Source organism: Burkholderia sp. Bp9143 (assembly GCF_003853645.1).
Classification (GTDB): Bacteria; Pseudomonadota; Gammaproteobacteria; order Burkholderiales; family Burkholderiaceae; genus Burkholderia.
Genome location: NZ_QTPO01000064.1, coordinates 15,848 through 29,545, shown reverse-complemented (window position 1 = coordinate 29,545; position 13,698 = coordinate 15,848). Strand labels below are relative to the sequence as shown.

Sequence of the window (13,698 nt, the reverse complement as noted above, 5' to 3'; positions counted from 1 at the left end):
GATTCGCCGCGCGCTGCGCGAGCGGGTTGTTAAAATTGCGGTCATCGTTCTGCCGTCCTCGTTCTCATTCATGTCCCGCGCCCTCGAAATCCTCGACGAAGTTTTTGGTTATTCCGCCTTTCGCGGCCAGCAGGGCGAGATCGTCGAACACGTCGCCGGCGGTGGCGATTGCCTCGTGCTGATGCCGACGGGCGGCGGCAAGTCGCTGTGCTACCAGATTCCGGCGCTTCTGCGCCGCGAGGCCGGGCAGGGCGCCGGCATCGTGGTGTCGCCGCTGATCGCGCTGATGCAGGACCAGGTCGCCGCGCTGAGCGAAGTCGGCGTGCGCGCTGCCTACCTGAACTCGACGCTGTCGGGTGCCGAAGCCGCGGCGACCGAGCGCGCGCTGCGCGAGGGCGAGATCGACCTGCTGTACGTCGCGCCCGAGCGGCTGATGACCGGGCGCTTCCTCGACCTGCTCGAGCGCGCGAAGATCGGCCTGTTCGCGATCGACGAGGCGCACTGCGTGTCCCAGTGGGGGCATGACTTCCGACCCGAATACATCCAGCTGTCGGTGCTGCACGAGCGCTTCCCGGCGGTGCCGCGCATCGCGTTGACGGCCACTGCCGACGCGATCACGCGCGACGAGATCATCCATCGTCTCGCGCTCGACGATGCGCGCGTGTTCGTGTCGAGCTTCGACCGCCCGAATATCCGTTACCGGATCGTCGAGAAGGACAACGCGCGCGCGCAGCTGCTCGACTTCATCCGCGCCGAGCACACGAATGCGGACAGCACGACCGACGCGGGCGTCGTCTACTGCCTGTCGCGCCGCAAGGTCGAGGAAACGGCCGAATGGCTGAAGGCACAGGGCGTACGCGCGCTGCCGTATCACGCGGGGATGGAGTTCGAGGTGCGGCAGAAGCACCAGGAAATGTTCCAGCGTGAGGAGGGCATCGTAATGTGCGCGACGATCGCGTTCGGCATGGGCATCGACAAGCCGGACGTGCGCTTCGTTGCACACCTCGATTTGCCGAAGAGCGTCGAAGGCTATTACCAGGAAACCGGCCGCGCGGGCCGCGACGGGATGCCGGCGAACGCATGGATGGCGTATGGGCTCGGCGACGTCGTCCAGCAGCGCAAGATGATCGACGAGTCCGATGCGGACGACGCGCACAAGCGCGTGCAGACGTCGAAGCTCGATGCGTTGCTCGGGCTGTGCGAGACGATCTCGTGCCGGCGCGTGCGGCTTCTGAACTACTTCGGCGAGCCGAGCCAGCCGTGCGGCAACTGTGACACATGCCTCGAGCCGCCCGATTCATGGGACGCGACGCGCGAGGCGCAGATGGCGCTGTCGTGCGTATTCCGCGCGCAGCGTGCGAGCGGCTTCAATTTCGGCTCGAGCCATCTGATCGAGATCCTGCGCGGCGGCCGCACCGAGAAAGTATTGCAGCGCGGCCACGACCAGCTCAGCACGTTCGGGATCGGCGCGTCGCTGTCCGAGCCCGAGTGGCGCGCGATTTTCCGGCAACTCGTCGCGTATGGCTATCTGGCGGTCGACCATGGCGGCTTCGGCGCGCTGATGCTGACCGAAGCCGCGAAGCCGGTGCTGAAGAACGAGGAGAAGGTCACGCTGCGCCGCTACGTGAAGCCGCAGCGCACGCGCCAGTCGTCGAGCCGCAGCGGCACGCGCGTCGACCCGACGGCCGGCATGGGCACGCGCGAGCGTGCCCGGTGGGACGCGCTGCGTGCATGGCGCGCGGAAACCGCGAAGTCCGACGGCGTGCCGGCCTACGTGATCTTCCACGACGCGACGCTGGCCGAAATCGCGCGCAACGCGCCGGAGACGATCGACGACCTGCGCCATATCCCCGGCATGGGCGTGCGCAAGCTCGAACGCTTCGGCGACGAGATCATCGACGTCGTCGAGTCGGCGTGACACAGGTGTTTCGACCCTTCCGGTAAACCGCCCGCGCGGCTGGTGAATCACGCAAGCCGTTGACTTAGTTGGCATTTCCGGAATATGATGCTGGGTTCCGGTATTCGGTGAGCCGAGTCGCGTTCGAAGGTTCGTGTCCGTATCGCCGGTTCGGAAGTCAACTGTGCGTCGATTCTCGCTTTGCCCGAAATCGATGTGCGGATTTTGTTCAATTTCAGGAATAAACAATGCCAACCATCAACCAACTGGTTCGCAAAGGCCGTCAGTCGGAAACGACGAAGAGCAAGAGCCCGGCCCTGCAGGACTGCCCCCAGCGTCGCGGCGTGTGCACCCGTGTGTACACGACGACGCCGAAGAAGCCGAACTCGGCACTCCGTAAGGTCGCTAAGGTTCGTCTGACGAACGGCTTCGAAGTGATTTCGTACATCGGCGGTGAAGGCCACAACCTGCAGGAACACTCGGTTGTGCTGATCCGCGGCGGCCGTGTGAAGGACTTGCCGGGTGTGCGTTACCACATGGTTCGCGGCTCGCTGGATACCCAGGGCGTCAAGGACCGTAAGCAAGCGCGCTCGAAGTACGGCGCGAAGCGTGCAAAGGCTGCCAAGTAAGCAGTTTTTGATCAGGGATCGCCGCAGGGCGGTCAAGGCGGGAGTGCCGGATTGCCGGTGCTGTCGAGTAAGTGGTCACCCGGCCAAGCTGGTTAGTCGTGAAGATGTGATCGGGTTTGTTGGTGGCCGCGGAGCTGAATACAGCTCCAACTGAACAAGTAAAGGAAGAATCATGCCGCGTCGTCGCGAAGTCCCCAAGCGGGAAGTGTTGCCGGATCCGAAGTTCGGCAACGTTGATGTTGCCAAGTTCATGAACATGCTGATGCTGTCCGGCAAGAAGTCGGTCGCAGAGCGCATCGTTTATGGCGCATTCGAACAAATCCAGACCAAGGGTGGCAAGGACCCGCTGGAAGTGTTCACGGTTGCGCTCAACAACGTGAAGCCGGTGGTCGAAGTGAAGAGCCGTCGCGTTGGTGGTGCCAACTATCAAGTTCCGGTCGAAGTGCGCCCGTCGCGTCGTATGGCATTGGCGATGCGCTGGCTGCGTGAGGCTGCGAAGAAGCGCAGCGAGAAGTCGATGGCCCTGCGCCTGGCAGGTGAACTCTCCGAAGCGGCCGAAGGCCGTGGCGGCGCGATGAAGAAGCGCGATGAAGTTCACCGCATGGCAGAAGCCAACCGCGCGTTCTCGCATTTCCGTTTCTAAGCGCCTGGCTGGGCTGTTAGCGGAAATAAATTCCGGGCGGGTGCGCTTTTCAGGCGCCTCGCCCGTTTGTGTTGAAGCGTGATGCAGCTGGGCTGCATCGCGTCATCCCAGTAGAGGATCAAAGTGGCTCGCAAGACTCCTATCGAGCGCTACCGCAATATCGGTATTAGCGCTCACATCGACGCCGGCAAAACGACGACGACCGAGCGCATTCTGTTTTACACCGGTGTGAACCACAAGATCGGTGAAGTCCACGACGGCGCAGCCACGATGGACTGGATGGAGCAGGAACAGGAGCGTGGCATCACGATCACGTCCGCTGCTACCACGGCCTTCTGGAAGGGCATGGGCGGCAACTATCCGGAACACCGCATCAACATCATCGACACCCCGGGCCACGTCGACTTCACGATCGAAGTGGAGCGTTCGATGCGCGTGCTCGACGGCGCATGCATGGTGTACTGCGCAGTGGGCGGCGTGCAGCCGCAGTCGGAAACGGTGTGGCGCCAGGCTAACAAGTACAAGGTGCCCCGTCTCGCGTTCGTCAACAAGATGGACCGTACCGGCGCGAACTTCTTCAAGGTCTACGACCAGCTCCGTCTGCGCCTGAAGGCGAACCCGGTTCCGGTCGTGGTGCCGATCGGTGCGGAGGAAGGCTTCAAGGGCGTCGTCGATCTGATCAAGATGAAGGCGATCATTTGGGACGAAGCGTCGCAAGGCACGAAGTTCGACTACGTCGACATCCCGGCGGAACTCGTCGACACGTGCAACGAGTGGCGTGAAAAGATGGTCGAGGCGGCTGCCGAGTCGAGCGAAGACCTGATGAACAAGTACCTGGAAGCAGGTGAACTGGCCGAAGCCGAAATCGTGAAGGGTCTGCGTGACCGTACGATCGCGTGCGAAATCCAGCCGATGCTGTGCGGTACCGCGTTCAAGAACAAGGGCGTGCAGCGCATGCTCGACGCCGTGATCGACTTCCTGCCGTCGCCGGTCGACATTCCGCCGGTTACGGGCGAGCTCGAAAACGGCGAGAAGACGGAGCGTCGCGCTTCCGACGACGAGAAGTTCGCGTCGCTCGCGTTCAAGATCATGACCGACCCGTTCGTCGGCCAGTTGATCTTCTTCCGTGTCTACTCGGGCGTCGTCAATTCGGGCGATACGCTGCTCAATGCGACCAAGGGCAAGAAGGAACGTCTCGGCCGTATTCTGCAGATGCACGCGAACCAGCGCGAGGAAATCAAGGAAGTCCGCGCGGGCGACATCGCTGCTGCGGTTGGCCTGAAGGAAGCGACCACGGGTGACACGCTGTGCGATCCGGCACACCCGATCGTGCTCGAACGCATGATTTTCCCGGAGCCGGTGATTTCGCAGGCCGTCGAGCCGAAGACGAAGGCTGACCAGGAGAAGATGGGCCTGGCACTCAACCGTCTGGCTCAGGAAGATCCGTCGTTCCGCGTGCAGACCGACGAAGAATCGGGTCAAACGATCATTTCGGGTATGGGCGAGCTCCACCTCGAAATTCTGGTAGACCGGATGAAGCGTGAATTTGGCGTGGAAGCGACCGTCGGCAAGCCGCAGGTTGCCTACCGCGAAACCATTCGCAAGTCGGCCGCGGACGTCGAAGGCAAGTTCGTCAAGCAGTCGGGTGGCCGTGGTCAGTATGGCCATGCGGTCATTACGCTCGAGCGCAGCGAACTGGGCAAGGGCTACGAGTTCGTCGACGCGATCAAGGGCGGCGTGATTCCGCGTGAATACATCCCGTCGGTTGACAAGGGTATCCAGGAAACGCTGAAGAGCGGCGTGCTGGCGGGCTTCCCGGTCGTCGACGTGAAGGTCACGCTGACGTTCGGTTCGTACCACGACGTTGACTCGAACGAAAATGCGTTCCGCATGGCTGGTTCGATGGCGTTCAAGGAAGCGATGCGCCGCGCTGATCCGGTTCTGCTCGAGCCGATGATGGCCGTGGAAGTGGAAACGCCGGAAGACTTCATGGGCAACGTGATGGGCGACCTGTCGGGTCGTCGCGGCATCATCCAGGGCATGGATGACATGGTTGGCGGCGGCAAGATCGTGCGCGCCGAAGTGCCGTTGTCGGAAATGTTCGGCTATTCCACGTCGCTGCGTTCGCTGACGCAGGGTCGCGCAACGTACACGATGGAGTTCAAGCACTACGCTGAAGCTCCGAAGAACGTTGCAGAAGCGATCATCAGCGCGAAGACGAAGTAATTCGCTATCACAATCGATTATTTTTGAAAGAAGAGAATCATGGCAAAAGGTAAATTTGAGCGGACCAAGCCGCACGTCAACGTTGGTACGATTGGTCACGTTGACCACGGCAAGACGACGCTGACGGCAGCGATCACGACGGTGCTGACGAAGAAGTTCGGCGGCGAAGCGAAGGCATACGACCAGATCGACGCGGCACCGGAAGAAAAGGCGCGCGGCATCACGATCAACACGGCACACGTCGAGTACGAAACGGCCAACCGCCACTACGCACACGTCGACTGCCCGGGCCACGCTGACTATGTGAAGAACATGATCACGGGCGCAGCGCAGATGGACGGCGCGATCCTGGTTTGCTCGGCAGCAGACGGCCCGATGCCGCAAACGCGTGAGCACATCCTGCTGGCACGTCAGGTTGGCGTTCCGTACATCATCGTGTTCCTGAACAAGTGCGACATGGTGGACGACGCTGAACTGCTCGAGCTGGTCGAGATGGAAGTTCGCGAACTCCTGTCGAAGTACGACTTCCCGGGCGACGACACGCCGATCGTGAAGGGTTCGGCAAAGCTGGCGCTGGAAGGCGACACGGGCGAGCTGGGCGAAGTGGCGATCATGAGCCTGGCAGACGCGCTGGACACGTACATCCCGACGCCGGAGCGTGCAGTTGACGGCGCATTCCTGATGCCGGTTGAAGACGTGTTCTCGATCTCGGGCCGTGGTACGGTGGTGACGGGTCGTGTCGAGCGCGGCATCGTGAAGGTCGGCGAGGAAATCGAAATCGTCGGTATCAAGCCGACGGTGAAGACGACCTGCACGGGCGTTGAAATGTTCCGCAAGCTGCTGGACCAAGGTCAAGCAGGCGACAACGTTGGTATCCTGCTGCGCGGCACGAAGCGTGAAGACGTGGAGCGTGGCCAGGTTCTGGCGAAGCCGGGTTCGATTACGCCGCACACGCACTTCACGGCTGAAGTGTACGTGCTGAGCAAGGACGAAGGCGGCCGTCACACGCCGTTCTTCAACAACTACCGTCCGCAGTTCTACTTCCGTACGACGGACGTGACGGGCTCGATCGAGCTGCCGAAGGACAAGGAAATGGTGATGCCGGGCGACAACGTGTCGATCACGGTGAAGCTGATCGCTCCGATCGCGATGGAAGAAGGTCTGCGCTTCGCAATCCGCGAAGGTGGCCGTACCGTCGGCGCCGGCGTCGTCGCCAAGATCATCGAGTAATATCGACGATCCGCGGATCCCTCCGGGGTCCGCGATTCCACGGTAGGCAGTTGAACCGTCGAAACCGGGTGCCCAGTTTGATCTGGCGCCCGGTTTTGTCTTTGTGGCGTGCGCGTTGCGGCATTGACAAACGCACACCACCGCTTCGATTTTTCGTGTAGAATCGCGGGCTTAGCAGTGGAAGTACCGTTCGGAACCGGGTGCCTCGCTCCCCGCAGGCAACAGGTTTCGCGTTCTTTTAGTGTCCGGCGATGCAACATCGCCTCGCTCTTTTCAAGGAATCGTCATGCAGCAACAGAAAATCCGCATTCGCCTGAAGGCTTTCGACTATCGCCTGATCGATCAATCGGCTGCCGAGATCGTCGATACCGCGAAGCGGACTGGTGCAATCGTCCGTGGCCCGGTGCCGCTGCCGACGCGCATTCAGCGTTTTGACATCCTGCGTTCGCCGCACGTCAACAAGACGTCGCGCGATCAGCTCGAAATCCGTACCCACCAGCGCCTGATGGACATCGTCGATCCGACCGACAAGACGGTTGACGCGCTGATGAAGCTCGATCTGCCGGCTGGCGTCGACGTGGAAATCAAGCTGCAGTAAGGCTTTCGGCGCCAACTGGCTTGTCGGGCGGTGCTAAGTCTTTGTATTGCTTGCGGAAATCGAGAAGTCGGGCTATACTGCTTGGCTTTTCGCGTATTCGCGTAAAAAAGTTGGGCCTTGCGTGCCCGGCATTTTGTAAATCAGCCCCGACCAATCGCAGTCGGGAATGGAGAAAATGATGAGCCTTGGACTCGTAGGTCGCAAGGTTGGCATGACCCGTATCTTCACGGCTGAAGGGGATTCGATTCCCGTCACCGTGCTGGACGTGTCGGACAACCGCGTGACGCAGATCAAGACTGTTGAAACCGACGGCTACACGGCCGTGCAGGTTGCATTCGGCTCCCGCCGCGCATCGCGCGTGACGAAGCCGCTGGCAGGTCATCTCGCCAAAGCCGGTGTTGAGGCCGGTGAAATCCTCAAGGAATTCCGCATTGACGCGGCCAAGGCGGCTGAGCTGTCGAATGGCGCCGTGGTCGGTGCTGATCTTTTCGAAGTAGGCCAGAAGGTCGACGTGCAAGGCGTGTCGATCGGTAAGGGCTACGCCGGTACGATCAAGCGTTACAACTTCTCCTCCGGCCGTGCCACGCACGGTAACTCGCGCTCGCACAACGTGCCGGGCTCGATCGGTATGGCGCAAGATCCGGGTCGTGTTTTCCCGGGTAAGCGCATGACGGGTCACCTCGGTGACGTTACGGTGACGGTGCAGAACCTCGAAATCGCGCGTATCGATGCAGAGCGCAAGCTGCTGCTCGTCAAGGGTGCGATTCCGGGCGCGAAGGGCGGCAAGGTTTTCGTGACGCCGGCCGTCAAGACCAAGGGGGCGAAATAATGGAACTCAAGCTCCTGAATGAAAATGGTCAGGAAGGTGCAGTGGTCAACGCGTCGGACGTCGTGTTCGGTCGTGACTACAACGAAGCGCTGATCCACCAGGTCGTCGTCGCGTACCAGGCGAATGCTCGCCAGGGTAACCGCGCACAGAAGGACCGTGAGCAAGTCAAGCACACCACCAAGAAGCCGTGGCGTCAGAAGGGTACGGGCCGCGCTCGTGCCGGTATGTCGTCGAGCCCGTTGTGGCGTGGCGGTGGTCGCATCTTCCCGAACTCGCCGGAAGAAAACTTCTCGCACAAGGTCAACAAGAAGATGCATCGCGCAGGTCTCTGCTCGATCTTCTCGCAGCTGGCCCGTGAAGGCCGTCTGTCGGTCGTCGAGGACATCATCCTCGAAGCGCCGAAGACCAAGCTGCTGGCTGACAAATTCAAGACCATGGGTCTCGACTCCGTTCTGATCATTACGGACACGGTCGACGAGAACCTGTACCTGGCTTCGCGCAACCTGCCGCACGTGGCGATTGTCGAGCCGCGCTACGCTGACCCGCTGTCGCTGATCTACTTCAAGAAAGTGCTGGTCACGAAGGCTGCGGTCGCCCAGATCGAGGAGTTGCTGTCATGAGCGAGATTCGCAAGAACGATCATCGTTTGATGCAGGTCCTGCTCGCACCGGTGATCTCGGAAAAGGCGACGCTGGTTGCCGACAAGAACGAGCAAGTCGTGTTCGAAGTCGCACCGGATGCCACGAAGCAGGAAGTGAAGGCGGCTGTCGAGCTGCTGTTCAAGGTTGAAGTTGATTCCGTCAACGTGCTGGTTCAGAAGGGCAAGCAAAAGCGCTTTGGCCGTTCGATGGGCCGCCGCAAGGACGTGAAGAAGGCGTACGTTTGCCTGAAGCCCGGCCAGGAAATCAACTTTGAAGCGGAGGCCAAGTAATCATGGCAATCGTTAAAGTTAAACCGACATCGCCGGGTCGCCGCGCGATGGTCAAGGTGGTTAACAAGAACCTGCACCAGGGCAAGCCGTTCGCGGCACTGCTCGACTCGCAGAGCTCGACCGCCGGCCGTAACAACAACGGTCGTATCACCACGCGTCACAAGGGTGGTGGTCACAAGCAGCACTACCGTATCGTCGATTTCCGTCGCACGAAGGATGGCATCCCGGCAAAGGTCGAGCGTCTCGAGTACGACCCGAACCGTAGCGCGAACATCGCGCTGGTGCTCTACGCAGACGGCGAGCGTCGCTACATCATCGCCCCGAAGGGCCTGACCGTCGGCCAACAGCTGATGTCGGGTTCGGAAGCGCCGATCCGTGCAGGCAACACGCTGCCGATCCGCAACATTCCGGTCGGTACGACGATCCACTGCATCGAGATGCTGCCGGGCAAGGGCGCGCAAATGGCGCGTTCGGCTGGCACGTCGGCCATGCTGCTGGCACGTGAAGGCGTCTACGCGCAGGTTCGTCTGCGTTCGGGCGAAATCCGCCGCGTGCACATCGAGTGCCGTGCAACGATCGGTGAAGTCGGCAACGAAGAGCATAGCCTGCGCCAAATCGGCAAGGCTGGCGCGAACCGCTGGCGCGGTATCCGCCCGACGGTGCGTGGCGTTGCGATGAACCCGGTTGATCACCCGCACGGTGGTGGTGAGGGCAAGACGGCTGCAGGTCGCGACCCGGTGAGCCCGTGGGGTACGCCGGCTAAGGGTTACCGCACCCGCAGCAACAAGCGCACGACGACGATGATCGTCCAGCGCCGTCACAAGCGTTAAGGAGTAGGCAATGGCACGTTCTGTTAAAAAAGGTCCGTTCTGCGACGCCCATTTGCTGAAGAAAGTTGAGGCGGCTGCAGCTTCGCGCGACAAAAAGCCGATCAAGACCTGGTCGCGTCGCTCGACGATTCTGCCGGATTTCATCGGCCTGACGATCGCTGTTCACAACGGCCGTCAACACGTTCCGGTGTACATCTCGGAAAACATGGTCGGCCACAAGCTTGGCGAGTTCGCACTGACCCGTACGTTCAAGGGTCACGCAGCCGACAAGAAGGCCAAGAAATAAGGGGCAATCAAGATGGAAGTGAAAGCAATTCATCGCGGTGCCCGCATCTCGGCGCAAAAAACGCGCCTTGTGGCTGACCAGATCCGCGGTTTGCCGGTCGACAAGGCGCTGAACGTTCTGACGTTCTCGCCGAAGAAGGCGGCTGGCATCGTGAAGAAGGTTGTGCTGTCGGCAATCGCGAATGCGGAGCACAACGAAGGCGCTGATATCGACGAGCTCAAGATCAAGAGCATCTACGTCGACAAGGCTGCATCGCTCAAGCGTTTCACCGCGCGCGCCAAGGGCCGCGGTAACCGCATCGAGAAGCAATCCTGTCACATCACTGTGACGGTCGGGAATTAAGGAGCCATACGATGGGACAGAAAATTCATCCGACTGGCTTCCGCCTGGCTGTCAGCCGCAATTGGGCTTCGCGTTGGTACGCGAACAACAACAATTTCGCGGCGATGCTGCAGGAAGACATCGGTGTTCGTGAATACCTGAAGAAGAAGCTGAAGAACGCTTCGGTCGGTCGGGTCGTCATCGAGCGTCCGGCGAAGAACGCGCGCATCACGATTTACAGCTCGCGTCCGGGCGTCGTCATCGGCAAGAAGGGCGAGGATATCGAACAGCTGAAGACGGAACTGCAACGCCGCATGGGCGTGCCGGTTCACGTCAACATCGAAGAGATCCGCAAGCCGGAAACCGATGCGCAACTGATCGCTGACTCGATCACGCAACAGCTCGAGCGCCGGATCATGTTCCGTCGCGCGATGAAGCGTGCGATGCAGAACGCGATGCGTCTGGGTGCCCAGGGCATCAAGATCATGAGCGCAGGCCGTCTGAACGGTATCGAAATCGCTCGTACGGAGTGGTATCGCGAAGGTCGCGTGCCCCTTCACACGCTGCGTGCCGACATCGACTACGCAACTTCGGAAGCGAAGACGACCTACGGGATCATCGGCGTCAAGGTGTGGGTGTACAAGGGCGACACGCTCGGCCGCAATGACGCGCCGGTGGTCGAAGAAGTAGCCGAAGACAAGCGTCCGCGTCGCAATGCGCGTCCGGGCGACCGTCGTCCGCGCCGTGACGGCGAAGGCGGCGCTCCGGGTGCTCGTCGTGGCGCACCGCGCCGCGGCGCCGGCAAGCCGGAAGACGGCAAGACTGGAGAATAACGATGCTGCAACCGAAACGCAGGAAGTATCGCAAAGAGCAGAAGGGTCGTAACACCGGCAAGGCGACGCGCGGCAACGCAGTGTCGTTCGGTGAATTCGGCCTGAAGGCGATCGGTCGCGGTCGTTTGACCGCACGTCAAATTGAAGCGGCGCGTCGTGCAATGACGCGTCACATCAAGCGTGGCGGCCGCATCTGGATCCGGATCTTCCCGGACAAGCCGATTTCGCAAAAGCCGGCAGAAGTGCGTATGGGTAACGGTAAGGGTAACCCGGAGTACTACGTCGCCGAGATCCAGCCGGGCAAGATGCTCTATGAAATGGACGGCGTAACCGAAGAACTGGCACGCGAAGCGTTCCGTCTGGCTGCAGCCAAGCTGCCGCTGAAGACGGCATTCATCGTGCGCCAGCTCGGCGCCTAAGGAGAAAACATGAAGGCTTCCGAACTTCTCCAGAAAGACCAGGCCGCGCTCAACAAGGAGCTGGCGGACCTGCTGAAGGCGCAATTCGGCCTGCGCATGCAACTCGCGACCCAGCAGCTCACGAACACGAGCCAGCTGAAGAAGGTTCGTCGCGACATCGCACGTGTGCGGACCGTCATGACTCAGAAGGCGAACCAGAAATGAACGATAGCGTGAAAACCTCGCTGAAGCGGACGCTGGTCGGTCGGGTCGTCAGCAACAAGATGGACAAGACCGTCACCGTGCTGATCGAGCACCGCGTCAAGCACCCGATCTACGGCAAGTATGTCGTGCGCTCGAAGAAGTACCACGCGCATGATGAAGCGAACACCTACAACGAGGGTGACCTCGTTGAAATCCAGGAAACTCGTCCTCTGTCGAAGACGAAGGCCTGGACGGTGTCGCGCCTCGTCGAAGCAGCTCGCGTCATCTAAGCGGGCAGCGCAGTAGGCAGTAACAGGCACTTCGCCACGAAGTGCTTGAAATCGCAAAGTTTTTGCTTGCGTGACCAGGGTTATTTGTTATAATCCTGGTCTTCCCTCTTTATGGGAGCCCCGTCGCGGGCGAAGTTGGTGGGGGAAGCGGACTGGCGCCAGCCTGTCCGAAAGATTCACCGAATTGCGATGGCGGGTTTCGTTTGCCGTCGCTGCTGTTCCAACCCAAGCAGCCGATTGGCTGACGGGACCAAGACTGACCGAATGCATCATGGTGGTGCATCCGGATTAAGTTGGGAAAGACAAACCATGATCCAGACCGAATCTCGGCTCGAAGTAGCCGACAACACGGGTGCGCGTGAAGTCATGTGCATCAAGGTGCTCGGCGGCTCGAAGCGTCGTTATGCCGGCATTGGCGACATCATCAAGGTGACCGTCAAAGAAGCAACGCCGCGCGGGCGCGTGAAGAAAGGCGAAATCTACAACGCCGTGGTGGTCCGCACCGCCAAGGGTGTGCGCCGTCAAGACGGCTCGCTGATCAAGTTCGACGGCAACGCCGCTGTGCTTTTGAATAACAAGCTTGAGCCGATCGGCACCCGTATCTTCGGGCCGGTGACGCGTGAGCTGCGTAGCGAACGATTCATGAAGATCGTTTCGCTGGCGCCGGAAGTGCTGTAAGGAGTCGCGATGAACAAGATTCGCAAAGGTGACGAAGTCATCGTCGTCACTGGCAAAGACAAGGGCAAGCGCGGCGTCGTGCTGGCTGTCGGTGCAGAACATGTGACGGTTGAGGGTATCAACCTCGTCAAGAAGCATGTGAAGCCGAACCCGATGAAGGGTACGACGGGTGGCGTGGAAGCGAAGACGATGCCCCTGCATATTTCGAACGTCGCACTGGTCGACGCGAATGGCAAGGCGTCGCGTGTTGGCATCAAGGTCGAGGAAGGCAAGAAGGTTCGCTTCCTGAAGACGACCGGTGCCGTACTGAGCGCCTGACGCAGCGGAGTAAAAAATGGCTCGTTTTCAAGAGTTTTACAAAGAAAAGGTTGTGCCCGGCCTGATCGAGAAGTTCGGTTACAAGTCGGTCATGGAAGTGCCGCGCATCACCAAGATCACGCTGAACATGGGTCTTGGCGAAGCGATCGCTGACAAGAAGATCATCGAGAACGCCGTCGGCGACCTCACGAAGATCGCTGGTCAGAAGCCGGTCGTCACGAAGGCGCGCAAGGCAATCGCAGGCTTCAAGATCCGCCAGGGTTACCCGATCGGCGCGATGGTGACGCTGCGTGGCCAAGCGATGTACGAATTCCTCGACCGTTTCGTGACCGTTGCCCTGCCCCGCGTGCGTGACTTCCGCGGCGTGTCGGGTCGTGCCTTCGATGGCCGCGGCAACTACAACATCGGTGTGAAAGAGCAGATCATTTTCCCCGAAATCGACTACGACAAGATCGACGCACTGCGTGGGCTGAACATCAGCATCACGACGACTGCGAAGACCGACGACGAAGCAAAGGCTCTGCTCGCCAGCTTCAAGTTCCCGTTCAGAAACTGAG

General features: G+C 60.5%; 19 protein-coding genes. All 19 read left to right on the top strand.

The features are described from left to right. Positions 1–70 precede the first annotated feature (70 nt). The 19 genes from recQ to rplE all read left to right on the top strand — a co-directional run bounded on the left by recQ (position 71) and on the right by rplE (position 13,697). On the top strand, positions 71–1,918 hold the full coding sequence (gene recQ, locus DIE23_RS34090; RefSeq protein ID WP_124616615.1) for a DNA helicase RecQ: 1,848 nt from the start codon (positions 71–73) through the stop codon (positions 1,916–1,918). A 227-nt stretch (positions 1,919–2,145) separates the two neighbouring features. Then, on the top strand, positions 2,146–2,526 hold the full coding sequence (gene rpsL / locus DIE23_RS34080; RefSeq protein ID WP_006400662.1) for a 30S ribosomal protein S12: 381 nt from the start codon (positions 2,146–2,148) through the stop codon (positions 2,524–2,526). 172 nt (positions 2,527–2,698) lie between these two features. Beyond that, complete coding sequence (gene rpsG, locus DIE23_RS34075; RefSeq protein WP_006477195.1) at positions 2,699–3,169, top strand: 30S ribosomal protein S7; 471 nt, start codon at positions 2,699–2,701, stop codon at positions 3,167–3,169. A gap of 123 nt (positions 3,170–3,292) precedes the next feature. Next, the gene (gene fusA / locus DIE23_RS34070; RefSeq protein ID WP_124616611.1) at positions 3,293–5,395 is read left to right on the top strand and encodes an elongation factor G; all 2,103 of its coding nucleotides are present in this window, start codon (positions 3,293–3,295) and stop codon (positions 5,393–5,395) included. Between the two features lie 39 nt (positions 5,396–5,434). Then, positions 5,435–6,625 (top strand): elongation factor Tu, encoded by a 1,191-nt coding sequence (gene tuf / locus DIE23_RS34065; protein ID WP_011350666.1) that lies wholly within the window; start codon positions 5,435–5,437, stop codon positions 6,623–6,625. Positions 6,626–6,911: 286 nt separating this feature from the next. Beyond that, positions 6,912–7,223 (top strand): 30S ribosomal protein S10, encoded by a 312-nt coding sequence (rpsJ, locus tag DIE23_RS34060; RefSeq protein ID WP_004199280.1) that lies wholly within the window; start codon positions 6,912–6,914, stop codon positions 7,221–7,223. 178 nt (positions 7,224–7,401) lie between these two features. After that, positions 7,402–8,052, top strand: a complete 651-nt coding sequence (rplC, locus tag DIE23_RS34055) for a 50S ribosomal protein L3 (protein ID WP_006752926.1) — start codon at positions 7,402–7,404, stop codon at positions 8,050–8,052. Continuing rightward, on the top strand, positions 8,052–8,672 hold the full coding sequence (gene rplD / locus DIE23_RS34050; protein ID WP_006477192.1) for a 50S ribosomal protein L4: 621 nt from the start codon (positions 8,052–8,054) through the stop codon (positions 8,670–8,672). Before rplC ends, rplD begins: the two co-directional genes overlap by 1 nt. Then, a complete protein-coding gene (rplW, locus tag DIE23_RS34045) occupies positions 8,669–8,983 on the top strand; it encodes a 50S ribosomal protein L23 (protein WP_004199275.1) in 315 nt (104 codons plus the stop codon). The genes rplD and rplW overlap by 4 nt, the downstream gene beginning before the upstream one ends. Positions 8,984–8,985: 2 nt before the next feature. Beyond that, complete coding sequence (rplB, locus tag DIE23_RS34040) at positions 8,986–9,813, top strand: 50S ribosomal protein L2 (protein WP_006482900.1); 828 nt, start codon at positions 8,986–8,988, stop codon at positions 9,811–9,813. 10 nt (positions 9,814–9,823) lie between these two features. After that, positions 9,824–10,099: a 30S ribosomal protein S19 gene (gene rpsS / locus DIE23_RS34035; RefSeq protein WP_004199273.1), complete on the top strand. Its 276-nt coding sequence runs from the start codon at positions 9,824–9,826 to the stop codon at positions 10,097–10,099. Positions 10,100–10,111: 12 nt separating this feature from the next. Further along, entirely contained in the window at positions 10,112–10,441 is a 330-nt protein-coding gene (gene rplV, locus DIE23_RS34030; protein ID WP_004199272.1) for a 50S ribosomal protein L22, read from the top strand. An 11-nt stretch (positions 10,442–10,452) separates the two neighbouring features. After that, positions 10,453–11,253, top strand: coding sequence for a 30S ribosomal protein S3 (rpsC, locus tag DIE23_RS34025; protein WP_006482899.1), 801 nt, complete (start codon positions 10,453–10,455; stop codon positions 11,251–11,253). A gap of 2 nt (positions 11,254–11,255) precedes the next feature. Beyond that, the gene (gene rplP, locus DIE23_RS34020; RefSeq protein WP_006482873.1) at positions 11,256–11,672 is read left to right on the top strand and encodes a 50S ribosomal protein L16; all 417 of its coding nucleotides are present in this window, start codon (positions 11,256–11,258) and stop codon (positions 11,670–11,672) included. Between the two features lie 9 nt (positions 11,673–11,681). Then, entirely contained in the window at positions 11,682–11,876 is a 195-nt protein-coding gene (rpmC, locus tag DIE23_RS34015) for a 50S ribosomal protein L29 (RefSeq protein ID WP_006400652.1), read from the top strand. Beyond that, the gene (gene rpsQ / locus DIE23_RS34010; RefSeq protein ID WP_043191859.1) at positions 11,873–12,145 is read left to right on the top strand and encodes a 30S ribosomal protein S17; all 273 of its coding nucleotides are present in this window, start codon (positions 11,873–11,875) and stop codon (positions 12,143–12,145) included. Before rpmC ends, rpsQ begins: the two co-directional genes overlap by 4 nt. A gap of 309 nt (positions 12,146–12,454) precedes the next feature. Continuing rightward, positions 12,455–12,823, top strand: coding sequence for a 50S ribosomal protein L14 (gene rplN, locus DIE23_RS34005; RefSeq protein ID WP_006752929.1), 369 nt, complete (start codon positions 12,455–12,457; stop codon positions 12,821–12,823). A gap of 9 nt (positions 12,824–12,832) precedes the next feature. Then, positions 12,833–13,141 (top strand): 50S ribosomal protein L24, encoded by a 309-nt coding sequence (rplX, locus tag DIE23_RS34000; RefSeq protein WP_006477187.1) that lies wholly within the window; start codon positions 12,833–12,835, stop codon positions 13,139–13,141. 16 nt (positions 13,142–13,157) lie between these two features. Continuing rightward, on the top strand, positions 13,158–13,697 hold the full coding sequence (rplE, locus tag DIE23_RS33995) for a 50S ribosomal protein L5 (protein WP_006477186.1): 540 nt from the start codon (positions 13,158–13,160) through the stop codon (positions 13,695–13,697). The last annotated feature ends 1 nt before the right edge of the window (position 13,698 follow it).

Bases quoted from the DNA above. Each gene is read 5' to 3' on its own strand.
- rpsL (WP_006400662.1), top strand. From the start codon at position 2,146: ATGCCAACCATCAACCAACTGGTTCGCAAAGGCCGTCAGTCGGAAACG.
- rplB (WP_006482900.1), top strand. From the start codon at position 8,986: ATGGCAATCGTTAAAGTTAAACCGACATCGCCGGGTCGCCGCGCGATG.
- rpsJ (WP_004199280.1), top strand. From the start codon at position 6,912: ATGCAGCAACAGAAAATCCGCATTCGCCTGAAGGCTTTCGACTATCGC.
- rpsS (WP_004199273.1), top strand. From the start codon at position 9,824: ATGGCACGTTCTGTTAAAAAAGGTCCGTTCTGCGACGCCCATTTGCTG.
- rplD (WP_006477192.1), top strand. From the start codon at position 8,052: ATGGAACTCAAGCTCCTGAATGAAAATGGTCAGGAAGGTGCAGTGGTC.
- rplX (WP_006477187.1), top strand. From the start codon at position 12,833: ATGAACAAGATTCGCAAAGGTGACGAAGTCATCGTCGTCACTGGCAAA.
- rpmC (WP_006400652.1), top strand. From the start codon at position 11,682: ATGAAGGCTTCCGAACTTCTCCAGAAAGACCAGGCCGCGCTCAACAAG.
- rplW (WP_004199275.1), top strand. From the start codon at position 8,669: ATGAGCGAGATTCGCAAGAACGATCATCGTTTGATGCAGGTCCTGCTC.
- rplV (WP_004199272.1), top strand. From the start codon at position 10,112: ATGGAAGTGAAAGCAATTCATCGCGGTGCCCGCATCTCGGCGCAAAAA.
- recQ (WP_124616615.1), top strand. From the start codon at position 71: ATGTCCCGCGCCCTCGAAATCCTCGACGAAGTTTTTGGTTATTCCGCC.
- tuf (WP_011350666.1), top strand. From the start codon at position 5,435: ATGGCAAAAGGTAAATTTGAGCGGACCAAGCCGCACGTCAACGTTGGT.
- rplC (WP_006752926.1), top strand. From the start codon at position 7,402: ATGAGCCTTGGACTCGTAGGTCGCAAGGTTGGCATGACCCGTATCTTC.
- rplP (WP_006482873.1), top strand. From the start codon at position 11,256: ATGCTGCAACCGAAACGCAGGAAGTATCGCAAAGAGCAGAAGGGTCGT.
- rpsQ (WP_043191859.1), top strand. From the start codon at position 11,873: ATGAACGATAGCGTGAAAACCTCGCTGAAGCGGACGCTGGTCGGTCGG.
- rpsC (WP_006482899.1), top strand. From the start codon at position 10,453: ATGGGACAGAAAATTCATCCGACTGGCTTCCGCCTGGCTGTCAGCCGC.
- rpsG (WP_006477195.1), top strand. From the start codon at position 2,699: ATGCCGCGTCGTCGCGAAGTCCCCAAGCGGGAAGTGTTGCCGGATCCG.
- rplE (WP_006477186.1), top strand. From the start codon at position 13,158: ATGGCTCGTTTTCAAGAGTTTTACAAAGAAAAGGTTGTGCCCGGCCTG.
- rplN (WP_006752929.1), top strand. From the start codon at position 12,455: ATGATCCAGACCGAATCTCGGCTCGAAGTAGCCGACAACACGGGTGCG.